The organism is Rhizobium tibeticum (genome assembly GCF_900110205.1).
GTDB lineage: Bacteria > Pseudomonadota > Alphaproteobacteria > Rhizobiales > Rhizobiaceae > Rhizobium > Rhizobium tibeticum.
On the sequence record NZ_FOCV01000046.1, the window covers coordinates 20,278 to 30,569 of the forward strand.

13 protein-coding genes and 2 pseudogenes are annotated in these 10,292 nt (G+C 59.6%); 6 read left to right on the forward strand and 9 right to left on the reverse strand.

The window, feature by feature from the left end; genetic code table 11:
* Positions 1-310: 310 nt before the first annotated feature.
* Entirely contained in the window at positions 311-622 is a 312-nt protein-coding gene (locus BSG20_RS30450; RefSeq protein WP_072381400.1) for a hypothetical protein, read from the reverse strand.
* A 317-nt stretch (positions 623-939) separates the two neighbouring features.
* On the opposite strand from BSG20_RS30450, the gene BSG20_RS30455 reads away from it, so the two are divergent.
* Positions 940-1,182, forward strand: coding sequence for an antitoxin VbhA family protein (locus BSG20_RS30455; protein ID WP_072381398.1), 243 nt, complete (start codon positions 940-942; stop codon positions 1,180-1,182).
* Positions 1,183-1,207: 25 nt separating this feature from the next.
* On the opposite strand, the pseudogene BSG20_RS30460 reads toward BSG20_RS30455, so the two are convergent.
* Both BSG20_RS30460 and BSG20_RS30465 read right to left on the reverse strand, forming a co-directional pair.
* Positions 1,208-1,682 (reverse strand): annotated as a pseudogene (locus tag BSG20_RS30460) (hypothetical protein); the annotation flags it as partial.
* 68 nt (positions 1,683-1,750) lie between these two features.
* Positions 1,751-2,680 (reverse strand): LysR family transcriptional regulator, encoded by a 930-nt coding sequence (locus BSG20_RS30465; protein ID WP_072381397.1) that lies wholly within the window; start codon positions 2,678-2,680, stop codon positions 1,751-1,753.
* A gap of 100 nt (positions 2,681-2,780) precedes the next feature.
* Between BSG20_RS30465 and BSG20_RS30470 the strand changes: the two genes are divergently transcribed.
* Positions 2,781-3,968 carry an MFS transporter gene (locus BSG20_RS30470; protein WP_072381395.1) on the forward strand — a complete coding sequence of 396 codons (1,188 nt, stop codon included), beginning with the start codon at positions 2,781-2,783 and terminating at the stop codon, positions 3,966-3,968.
* Between the two features lie 19 nt (positions 3,969-3,987).
* A complete protein-coding gene (locus tag BSG20_RS30475) occupies positions 3,988-4,734 on the forward strand; it encodes an SDR family oxidoreductase (RefSeq protein ID WP_072381393.1) in 747 nt (248 codons plus the stop codon).
* Positions 4,735-5,052: 318 nt separating this feature from the next.
* On the opposite strand, the gene BSG20_RS36770 is transcribed toward BSG20_RS30475, so the two are convergent.
* Complete coding sequence (locus tag BSG20_RS36770; RefSeq protein ID WP_167371630.1) at positions 5,053-5,346, reverse strand: hypothetical protein; 294 nt, start codon at positions 5,344-5,346, stop codon at positions 5,053-5,055.
* Between the two features lie 61 nt (positions 5,347-5,407).
* On the opposite strand from BSG20_RS36770, the gene BSG20_RS36775 reads away from it, so the two are divergent.
* Complete coding sequence (locus BSG20_RS36775) at positions 5,408-5,560, forward strand: hypothetical protein (RefSeq protein WP_167371629.1); 153 nt, start codon at positions 5,408-5,410, stop codon at positions 5,558-5,560.
* Between the two features lie 107 nt (positions 5,561-5,667).
* On the opposite strand, the gene BSG20_RS30485 is transcribed toward BSG20_RS36775, so the two are convergent.
* Entirely contained in the window at positions 5,668-6,000 is a 333-nt protein-coding gene (locus BSG20_RS30485; protein ID WP_342030082.1) for an EamA family transporter, read from the reverse strand.
* A 349-nt stretch (positions 6,001-6,349) separates the two neighbouring features.
* Between BSG20_RS30485 and BSG20_RS30490 the strand changes: the two genes are divergently transcribed.
* Positions 6,350-7,684 carry an ISNCY family transposase gene (locus BSG20_RS30490; RefSeq protein WP_093041587.1) on the forward strand — a complete coding sequence of 445 codons (1,335 nt, stop codon included), beginning with the start codon at positions 6,350-6,352 and terminating at the stop codon, positions 7,682-7,684.
* Between the two features lie 186 nt (positions 7,685-7,870).
* On the opposite strand, the gene BSG20_RS30495 is transcribed toward BSG20_RS30490, so the two are convergent.
* Positions 7,871-8,104 carry a hypothetical protein gene (locus BSG20_RS30495; protein ID WP_072381387.1) on the reverse strand — a complete coding sequence of 78 codons (234 nt, stop codon included), beginning with the start codon at positions 8,102-8,104 and terminating at the stop codon, positions 7,871-7,873.
* 431 nt (positions 8,105-8,535) lie between these two features.
* Between BSG20_RS30495 and BSG20_RS30505 the strand changes: the two genes are divergently transcribed.
* A complete protein-coding gene (locus BSG20_RS30505) occupies positions 8,536-8,796 on the forward strand; it encodes a DUF982 domain-containing protein (RefSeq protein ID WP_072381385.1) in 261 nt (86 codons plus the stop codon).
* Between the two features lie 70 nt (positions 8,797-8,866).
* Here BSG20_RS30505 and BSG20_RS30510 read toward each other — a convergent pair whose 3' ends face one another.
* The 3 genes and pseudogenes from BSG20_RS30510 to BSG20_RS30520 all read right to left on the reverse strand — a co-directional run.
* A complete protein-coding gene (locus BSG20_RS30510; RefSeq protein WP_072381384.1) occupies positions 8,867-9,358 on the reverse strand; it encodes a DUF4142 domain-containing protein in 492 nt (163 codons plus the stop codon).
* Positions 9,359-9,495: 137 nt separating this feature from the next.
* Positions 9,496-9,948, reverse strand: a pseudogene (locus BSG20_RS30515) (transposase); the annotation flags it as partial.
* A gap of 57 nt (positions 9,949-10,005) precedes the next feature.
* Positions 10,006-10,292 (reverse strand): DDE-type integrase/transposase/recombinase (locus BSG20_RS30520; protein WP_143147556.1); only part of this gene is annotated, 287 nt, incomplete at its 5' end.

A 10,292-nucleotide genomic window follows, 5' to 3' on the forward strand; every position in this document is an offset into this window, starting at 1 on the left:
CTTTCTGTCTTCACTTTTCTCGAAGACAACTCCCGGACCGCGGGGTCGGCAGGACTGCCGCAACTGCGGCCGAGCATCCCTGCCGGGCAGGACGAGCGGGGCATCTGCCCTGCGATGGACAACCGGCCGGGATCGCGCAGGCGGCGATTGAGCGGAAGCGTCGGCAGGAGGACCGATCTGCGACCGGTTCCATTTCCTTTCCTTTTACTTCATCATCCTCTAATTATTTCGCGGCGGCTACTCGCCAAATGGCGCGTAGGTTGACGATGCGCCGCCAGAGCTACGCATAGACCTACCCCGATTGAAAGACTTAGGGGCGCGGCTTCAGAAGCGAGAACGCATCAGCCACTATCCTCCTCAATATCGTCTTTCGATCGGCCTCGGCGACGGACAATGGGGTAGGGGAAGTGGCGGAGACCTGCTCATCAGCATGAGCAACCGGAGCTGCGAGAGAGATAGCCTGTTTCGCAGGAACGACGATGTGCGAGACGGTCGTTTCGTCGGACTTCACAGTGACGGCGACCTTGCTTCCGGATCGGATCTGGTCGACCGCAATTCGGGCAGCAGCCTCCTCGTCGTCGGCTTCAGTTAGCGAGGTCTGGGTTACAAGATAAAAAGGCATAGGTTCCCGCAGTGTTTTTCTTTAGATCTCATCGCGCTTAAGCATCGGTCAAGGCGTCGGAAGCGAAACGAGATCCGTATCTCCTATCCACATCGACTTGGCGGCCGAAGCGAAAAGGGCGCTCGACCCGTGAGGGGAGCGCCCTTTTCTTTGATCCCGGACGATATCGAAAGCCGCGGCGGTTGCCGCCGGCAGGACATCATCGAAACGGGAAGTGATGCTCAGATATTGTTCATAGCGAGAGATTTCAAGTCGCGGCGTAAGCGACCCCCTGATAGATCTCGCCGCCCATCCAATCACTCCCAAGTCGAGGCAAGATGAGCACGGACCCCAGTACCCGGAAATCCATCGCGCAGCGGGCCATCGACAGGGCAAAAGCTCATGGCGTGCCCATCGACAAAGATCCGGCTTTCATCGCGCTTCTCGACGAATGGGTTCGCGGCGAGATCGATATAAAGCAGATGAGGGAGCGCTACCTCGACAGTCTCGCCTTGCAGGAGGCGGAGCAACGCGGCCGTCTCGCGCGCAGGCGAGCACGACCGGAACCAAGCGAGGCCTGACGGCCTCCGGTTCCGGCCCGGACGTTCAAGCTGCCTCCTGCGCGTCGTCGACAGCGGCGGCCGCCATCTCCTCGTCGATTCCACGGAGAAGGCGGCGCTTCTGGGAGAGTTCATCAGTGAACTGGAAGGTTCCGCCCGCCCGTGCGGGAACGATACGACGTCAGGCGTCGCTCGGCGTCATCAAGGCGCTGCCGATAGCGCCGTAGTTCTTCCTCGAACCCGTCGAGCCCATGCTCGAGCGGGGAGATGGCCCCAAGGGGGGTGACAGTGATAGCAAGCTCGATCTCGTAGTCCGCGCCGGTGCGCTGAATGACGGTCTCGTAGCGATAGCCATCACCCTTGCCGATCCGCTCGCCCTCATAGACGAGATCGAACCCGCCGATCGTCGCCAGATGAACCTCGCCCTCGTGCTGGAGCTGCAGAAGCGTGAGGATCTCCTTCATCAGTGCGCGGCCGGCCTCCTTGCGCTCGGTTTGGTTCTTACCCAGCACCGTCATGGTAATCTCGCGCAGCGCACTTGTGAGATCCTCCGGAAGGCGTCGGGCGAATGATCCGTGGAGATGTGTCGTCAGGTCGACCGTCCGCGATCATGACGCCCTCCTTCGGCACGCTGGTGCCGGAACGCTTCGACGAAGGCTGCGAACGCAGGGGATGGATTTCGCCTGCTCGGATAGTAGAGATGATAGCCTTGGAAAGTCGGCATCCAGTCTTCGAGGACTTCGCGAAGTTGACCGCTCTCCAGGTGCCACCGCACGAGGTCGCGTGGAGCGTAGGCCAACCCGACGCCATCGAGGGCGGCGTTGATCGCAGGTTCGATGTTGCTCATCGTAAGCTGCCCGTTCACTCGGACGCTGAACTCACGCGAATCCTTCGCGAACTCCCAGGCATAAAGGCCACCTGAGGTGGGCAGCCTCAGGTTCACGCAGTTGTGGTCGGCAAGGTCCTGAGGGGTGGTCGGCTCGGACCGGCTGGCAAAATAGGCAGGCGAGCCGACCACCGCATAGGAGACGTCGGGGCCGATCCTGACGGCCACCATGTCGCGGGCGACCAGCTCGCCAAGCCGGACGCCCGCGTCGAACTGTTTCTCGACGATGTTCGTGAACCCGTTGTCGATTATCAATTCGACGTTCACATCCGGATATTCCTGCAGGAATGCAGGCAGTCTGGGTCGGAAGACCATCTCGACGGCGTCATCGGGGCACACGATCCGCACGTTGCCCGAGGGCATGTCACGCAGCGCACCGATCGCACTGATCTCGGCGGCGATGCCCTCGAAATGAGGACCAATCCTTTCCACGAGGCGTTCGCCAGCGGGCGTCGGCGCGACGTCACGGGTGGTGCGGGCGAGAAGACGAACGCCCAGCCGCTCCTCGAACGCCCTGATCGTGTGGCTGAGAGCGGATCTGGTCACACCAAGTCTGGCGGCCGCGCGGGTGAAGCTTCTCTCGCGCGCCACCTCGAGAAACGCCCTCATCTCGGTGAACTCGTCGCGGCGCATTGTTGAATCTCCTTCACCGTAACATGCAGATTATACCTCCTAGTCTGACAGTGTGCACTTGGCTATTTAAATGTCAGCGAGATGCAGTTGGAGATCGGGAATGACGATGGAGCTGGTTCTGGGTGAACGAATGGCAACGGACAAGGCGGCAACGCCTTGGGGCGCGGTCGTCTGCCTGGCCCTTCTGACCTTCCTTCTCGTCGGACTGGAATTCATGCCCGTCAGCCTGCTGACCCCTATCGCTCGCGACCTCGACATCTCCGAAGGCCAGGCCGGACAGGCGATCACCGTGTCGGGCTTCTTCGCCGAGGTCACGAGCCTCTTCGGTAACGCCCTTCTCGCGCGGCTCGATAGCAAAACGGTCGTGCTTCTCTATACAACGGTGCTCATCGTCTCCAGCCTGGCGGTCGCGCTGGCTCCCAACTTCCTTGTTTTTCTCCTCGGACGCGCGCTCGTCGGCGTCGCGATCGGAGGCTTCTGGTCACTGTCCACCGCCATCCTGGCGCGTCTCGCCCCTGGATCAGACCTGCCCATGGCCATCGCCCTCCTTCAAGGCGGGACGGCATTCGCGCTCGTCCTCGCGGCGCCGCTTGGGAGTTTCCTCGGCGGACTGATCGGCTGGCGGGGCACGTTCCTTATCACGGTAGCAGTGGGCCTCGTCGCGTTCATCTGGCAGATCGCCGCCCTGCCGAAGATGCCTTCAAACGCAGCCATTTCCGTTAGCGGCATCTTCGGACTGCTGCGCAATCGCGTCTTCGCACTCGGAATGGGTGCGACCGCTCTGGCGTTCATCGGCCAGAATTCGCTTTCCATCTACCTGCGTCCATTTCTCGAGACCGTGACACATGTCGAGCTGAACATGCTTTCGATGATGCTTCTTGGACTGGGGCTCGGAGGGCTCGCTGGAACTTCCTTGGTCGGGCTCGTGATTCGGCGGCGTCTCGCCGTCCTGCTGATCGGCCTGCCTACGGCGCTGGCGATGATCGCCCTGTCCCTCGTCGCCCTCGGGTCCTTCATCGCAGTCACCGCCGCGCTACTTGTACTCTGGGGGTTCTTCACGGCGCCTATTCCGGTCGCCTGGAACACCTGGATGGCCCGGATCGTCCCCGACCAACTTGAAGCGGCAGGTGGACTACAGGTCGCATTGATCCAACTGGCGATCGCCGGCGGCGCATCCGCTGGCGGCGCACTGTTCGACATTGTCGGCTGGTGGAGCGCCTTCGTCCTCGCCGCAATTCTACTCGCCGGATCGGCCATACTGGCCGGCTTCGCAAGCCGCCGCACCTAAACTGAGATCGGAGATCGTCATGAACCAAGGAATCGAAAACAAGGTCGTCGTCATCACTGGCGCGAGCAGCGGACTTGGCGAGGCTACGGCCCGTCATCTCGCGGAACGAGGCGCTGCCGTTGTGCTTGGAGCTCGTCGCAGCGACCGCATCGACGCGCTCGCCAAAGAGCTGGCCGCGAAAGGCTACAAGGCCAAGGCCGTCCAGACCGACGTCACCGACCGTGATCAGGTGAAGAACCTGGTGGATAGCGCGGTCGACGCCTTCGGCCGTATCGACGTGATGCTGAACAACGCCGGACTTATGCCGCTCGCGCCGCTCGAACGCCTCAAGGTCGACGAGTGGGACCGCATGATCGATGTCAACATCAAGGGCGTGCTCTACGGAATCGCGGCAGCCCTCCCGCACATGCAGGCCCGGAAGTCCGGACACATCATCAACGTGTCTTCTGTCTACGGGCATGTGGTCGACCCAGGCGCGACGGTCTACTGCGCTACGAAGCACGCGGTGCGGGCACTGTCGGAAGGCCTGCGGAAAGAGGTGAAGCCGTACAACATCCGAACGACGATCATCTCGCCCGGCGCCGTCAGCACCGAGCTTCTGGAACACATCAGCGAGAAGGACATCCAGGCGGGCACGAAGGAGTTCGTCAGCAAGATCGCCATCGGGCCCGACACCTTCGCGCGCACGGTCGCCTTCGCAATCAACGAGCCGGAGGACGTCGATATCAACGAAATCCTGTTCCGGCCTACCGCGCAGCCCGTCTGAGGCAGGCAAGATCGATCCACTACTTAAAGGAATCGTGGCCGCCGTCGCCCAACCAATTCCCGAGGACGCGAACCGACATGCGAGGTGAGCCTTCTTAAACACACGCCCACGAAGTCGGTTAGGGTCGGTGAAATAGACCGATGACCAATTCATGAGAATCCGGCAGCGACTGCGAGCCTAGATGTTTTGTCTGCCACTGCTGCCGCCCCCTCGACCGCAAGCACTCACGATCGCCATGTCGCGATCACGCTATTTGTTGGTGCGCGACCCGTCTGATCCTAGAGTAAGCGTACTAACTTTGTCATGGCCCCTGCGCGATCAGATCCGCGCCTGTGTCGGCTTTTGATTCTCGGCCGGGGCAGCAAAGGCGAAGCGAAGATACTGATTGCACAGGTTGATTAGACTTCTCCTGTGGTGATAGGTTTCACTGATTCGCAGCCTTGTTGGCTTAATCACATCATAGAGGGACAGCTTGAAACAACTCGCCACGAACGAGGACTGTGCCATCGTCGCCACCGCTGGCGATATCCCAAATAGCCAGACGATTCCAAACGGAAACGCTTCTTCGGCTGACACCGCCGATGCAAGGCCGATCGATGATTTTTCTTTCATAAAGAATGCGCTGAAGGCCGTCTGTCGAGAGAATGGCGTAACGCGAGATAGGAAGGCGACATTGGAGATCGCGGCGCTTCTGGTGGCCCTTGTCAAGGAAGGCGTGCATGACGAAGAGCAACTGGTCAAGCGTGCATGCCAGAGATGGGAAGCTGCGAAAAGTGCTGCGAGTCTGACGGCAAGTAATGACACCATCAACGCAGGTGACGCCTAAGCTGATCGCCTGTGCTGCATTTTCGATGCGCCCGTTCGGAAATCGGCGGGTTCACCGAAAATTTCGAAGCCACCCAACATTCACAGCAACGGCGGCGAAGCTTTAGGTCAGGGCATGATCCCGGATCGGCTCGCTGGTTCGTTCTTGGAGTGCGCGCGAGGTTCGCGCCACATCGTGAATAGTCCTGCACCTACCACGATTGTTGCGCCAAGTAACATGTTCCAACTCAGCGTTTCGCCGAAGAATGCCACCGCGATGATCGCACCGACTACGAGCTGTAGGTAGGTCAAGGGCTGAACATCCGATGCCTGTAGCGAGTCGTAGGCGCGGATCAAGGAATAATGGCTAACCGTGCCACATAGTCCCAGCGCAGCTACGAACGGCCAGTCCGACCGAGCAATCGGCGTCCAATAGAAGGGACCTATCAGGGAGATCGCGATCGCCCCTCCGAGACCGTATAGAACAAGCTGGTCAAGGCCTGATCTTGGCGACTAACAGCCCTGGTAGCATCTGGAAAGCGCGGGAAAGTTGGCAATATCAATGACCCCTCCCGGCACGCATTTGAGACGTTGTTAGGGTGGCGTCATTTCCCGATGCGCCCCCTTCCCCTGCTGCACTCACCTTGCGAGGAAAGCATATTAGCTAGTCTAGTGCCCGTCCATAAACGGTAAACTGCTGAAATTATTGACGGAATCGCTATATTTCCGCGGGCAAAGCCCGGCGGCTTCAGGTACACTTTAGATCAAGCTACTGATTCTAAAGACAAACCCGTAACCGCCGGAGCCGACAATGCGCCAAGAACGCACCGTCCAAGCCAGCATATTCGATCTTTTCGCCGAACACGAGATCGGCCGCGAGCTGAAAGCCATGTCGCAATGGCTGGATGAGCATGGCGATCTGCTCGGGCTGGTGGCGCGCGACCTGCGCCGACATGCTCTCAGGGAGACCGGCCGCGAGGGGCTACCAGCCGAGGCTGTGCTGCGCTGCGCGCTGCTCAAGCAGCATCGCCAGTTGAGTTACCAGGAACTGGCCTTCCATCTCGAAGACTCCGCCTCGTTCCGCGCCTTTGCCCGGCTGCCGTGGGGGTGGAGCCCGAAGAAGTCGGTCTTGCACAAGACGATCAGCGCGATCCGGGCGCAAACCTTTGAAGAGATCAACCGGGTGCTGCTGGCGAGCGCCCGGCAGGAAAAGCTGGAAAGTGGCAAGGTCGTGCGTGTGGATAGCACCGTCACCGCCGCACTGATCCATGAGCCGAGCGACAGCAGCCTGTTATGGGACGCTGTGCGGGTGATGGTGCGGCTGTTGCAGCAGGCCGATGCACTGAGTAGCGCCATCGCATGGCACGACCACCGCCGCGCGGCAAAGAAGCGGGCTCGGGCGATCGAATATTCCCGCGGCCGCCCGAAACGGATCAAGCACTACCGCACACTGCTCAAGATCACGCGCACGACCTTGAGTTATCTGCAGCAGGCGAGTGAACAGTTGCCCCTGACGGCGGGCCCGGGCGGCGAACTGTGGCAGGCCCAGCACCGCCACTACCGGCCGCTGATCAAGCGGATCATCGCCCAGACCGAACGGCGGGTCCTGGCCGGGGAGCCGGTCCCGGCCGGCGAGAAGCTGGTGAGCCTCTTCGAGCCGCATGCCGACATCATCGTCAAGGGCAGCCGCGACGTCGACTACGGCCACAAACTCAATCTGACCACCGGCAGAAGTGGACTGATCCTCGACCTCGTCATCGAAGCCGGCAACCCGACCGACAGCGAGCGCTTCTTGCCGATGCTGGAACGCCACATCGCTTTTTACGGCGAGCCGCCGCGTCAGGCCGCGGCCGACGGCGGCTATGCCAGCCGCGAAAATCTGAGTGGAGCCAAAGCCCGCGGCATCCGCGACATGGCCTTCCACAAGAAGCGCGGCCTCAGCATCGAAGACATGGTCAGCAGCCGCTGGGTCTATCGCAAGCTCAGAAACTTCCGCGCCGGCATCGAGGCCGGCATCTCTTGTCTGAAACGCGCTTATGGCTTGGGGCGCTGCACCTGGCGTGGGCTCGACCACTTCAAGGCTTATGTCTGGTCCTCGGTGGTCGTTTACAATCTCGCCCTCTTCGCACGCCTCAGGCCGACCTGACGCCCCTCATCCGGCAGCGTTCAGAGCACGCCCGGCAAGCGTCGGCCGATCCCCTTTGCCGCCCGATCGCGCTTTGCGCCATAACCTGCAGGGTTCTGTGCCATCACCCGTCCCAACAAACATCCTTCAGTGGACAAGCAACCTTGAAAACCCCAGAAAAACAGGCGTTTATGGACGGGCACTAGTCTAAGCAAAGGGGTTCTTATGCCGTCCTACGTGCATCTGGATGGAAATCGCCTCATACAGCGACTCGGGCGTTTTCTCGCCAGCTATCACGCGATTTACTGCCGCCGTCATGGCAGCCCCTCCGCACTCGCTTTCAACTGAGACATTATGCTTTTCACACCAGCTTCTGACAACGGTTGTAACTGTGTCGATGTCCTGGTCTTCGAGGTCAGTCAGGAGATTAAAGAGTGACATATTTGTGCACTCCTTTCCACGCGGCCGCCCGTTCATATCGGGGCCGGTTAATCATGCTACGCCTATTTGGCGGCTGGGCAACAATCGAATGTGGCGCCGGAACTGTCCTTGCGAAAGAGCGCCCCGTCGCGAAGACGGGGCAAGATCAAGCTCTTCTTCTGCAAGGATCGCGGATCGCGGTAGGTGTTGACGAGGAAGGGAAGCTTCCGCCTCCGCGGTCTAAAACAACAACGAAATGCATCGGTCAGATGTTCCAAAAAGACCATCGAAAACCATGGCGTTGATGAAAGCCGCCGCAACTTCAAGAACGACGCCACACGGTTTCGGTTGCTAACGAAATTGCGCGCGATAGGAACAGTGGCAGCGCAAATTTTTTTGATGGAACGTTTCCAATTCTCTTGTCGTTTACGGCTAGGCTCAGGAGCTCGTACATGAACATCAAGGCTCGAAAATTCTCCCCCATATTTTGGAGTGCACCAGTGAATGTCAGAGTAGGAAACGGTTTCTGCGAAGCGATCTTTGGCCCAGAAGCTGCAGTCGACTATCTTAAGCATCGATGGCCAGCGACAAATGGCCCACGCTATTTCAGCGCTCTGCGTATCTGCAGCGCTGCGATCGAGCGAAGAGAATCGCCCGATTTAGCTCGCGACACATTTGTCGCTGCCGGCATTGAAGCTAACATGTTGGCCTAGTTCGAACAGTGCCCAAGCTGAATTAGCGTCCAAGACCCTAAAAGGGCTTGCTCGCCGGGTTTTCCAGTCCTCAATGTCCGCTCAGCGATTGGGCAAGCTGCAGATGCTTCTGCAATATCGGCAACATCTTCCTTGCAAATTCTGGCACCGGTCTGTCGCCCCCGCCGGCCTTTTCCTTGAATTCGGTAATAGCCTTCTCCTGGTTCGAGGCCATATAGTCCGCGAACTCCTTATCAAACTCTGGCCCGCTCAAACGCTGCAGCGTCTCCACCGCGTTTTGCGCGTCGACCGTGATAATGGCAGTTGTCTTTACCTCGAGATCACCGGCGAGAGCCGTGGCTTCGTCCTTGGCTTTGCGATGATCGTCAATCAACGCCTGCCCGAATGAGCGTACATCCTCGCTTCCACCCTTTTGGGCAGCAAGTTCCCCGAGCCTGATTTCCGAATTGTCGGCCTTCATCGCGTCGCTCAGAAATTCCTTGTCGCTCTTCGCCATTCCAGCAGAAGCCAGTGCGCAGCTCATCGCCATCGTCATACCAGCAAACATCAATTTGGGTCGCATCGCTGCACCTCGTCGCCGGCACCAAAGAACTTAAAACCTGCCGAAGGAGGTGTTGTTCCATCTGTTGCACTGTATTCCTAAGAAACACTCAGCCGGGCGTTGGCGGGCTGTAGGGTATAGCCGAGCGACTTTGCCCTTCATTCGAGATTGGTGAGGACGCGTCGGCGGCATCTCTCTTGGTAACAGGAAGCTCCCGGATCGCTATATTCCATACCGTGACGCAGCGTATTGTAGAACAAGACGGCGATTTTGCGGGCCGTGGCGGTGACCGCCTTGGCCTTGCCGACGCGTGCGGACAAGCGCCGATAGAATGCGCCCAAGGCGGTCTGAGTGCGCCCGACCGCAACTGCGGCAAGCCGCAGTAGCGCCGCGGCCCGGCTGTTAGATCGCCGGGTCCGGGACGACAGCACCTTGCCGCCGGAGATTTTGTTGCTTGGTGAGAGGCACAGCCAGGAGGTGAAGTGCTTGGCACTCGGCCAGGCCGAGAGGTTGGTCCCGCACTCTCCGACCAATTTGAGCGTCAGATAAGGCCCGAGCCCGTGAATCTGAGTGACATCGCAGCCGAGCAATCCGTACAAGGCAGCGCGAACGGCATCGTAAACTTAACGGATGAAAGGCCAGCGAAAGACGCCATCCGCAGCTATCTCTCATGCTCGGGCAATTTTCGCCCACAGGCTCATCGCCGCCGTGCGCAGTTCGCGATGGTGGCCGGAGGAGATGTCGTGGCGCGGGATTTGAAATAGGTTGGCGATCGGATCATGGATGGAGACGAAGCGTTGTAGATGTCGCTGTGACTTGAAGCGCTTCATGATCCGCTCTCGCCGCCGGACTGGTTGGTGAGAATTCTCCGCCCGATTATTCAACCCTTTGTGGGAGCGATGCTCTACACCCGGCATGATCTCTCGCTTTGCTGCGCCGTAGGACTGCAGCTTGT

Coding starts and splice junctions, on each gene's coding strand:
- BSG20_RS30505 (WP_072381385.1), top strand. CDS start 8,536: ATGAACATCAAGGCTCGAAAATTCTCCCCCATATTTTGGAGTGCACCA.
- BSG20_RS36770 (WP_167371630.1), bottom strand. CDS start 5,346: ATGAAAGAAAAATCATCGATCGGCCTTGCATCGGCGGTGTCAGCCGAA.
- BSG20_RS30475 (WP_072381393.1), top strand. CDS start 3,988: ATGAACCAAGGAATCGAAAACAAGGTCGTCGTCATCACTGGCGCGAGC.
- BSG20_RS30455 (WP_072381398.1), top strand. CDS start 940: ATGAGCACGGACCCCAGTACCCGGAAATCCATCGCGCAGCGGGCCATC.
- BSG20_RS30465 (WP_072381397.1), bottom strand. CDS start 2,680: ATGCGCCGCGACGAGTTCACCGAGATGAGGGCGTTTCTCGAGGTGGCG.
- BSG20_RS30495 (WP_072381387.1), bottom strand. CDS start 8,104: ATGTCACTCTTTAATCTCCTGACTGACCTCGAAGACCAGGACATCGAC.
- BSG20_RS30450 (WP_072381400.1), bottom strand. CDS start 622: ATGCCTTTTTATCTTGTAACCCAGACCTCGCTAACTGAAGCCGACGAC.
- BSG20_RS30510 (WP_072381384.1), bottom strand. CDS start 9,358: ATGCGACCCAAATTGATGTTTGCTGGTATGACGATGGCGATGAGCTGC.
- BSG20_RS30470 (WP_072381395.1), top strand. CDS start 2,781: ATGACGATGGAGCTGGTTCTGGGTGAACGAATGGCAACGGACAAGGCG.
- BSG20_RS30490 (WP_093041587.1), top strand. CDS start 6,350: ATGCGCCAAGAACGCACCGTCCAAGCCAGCATATTCGATCTTTTCGCC.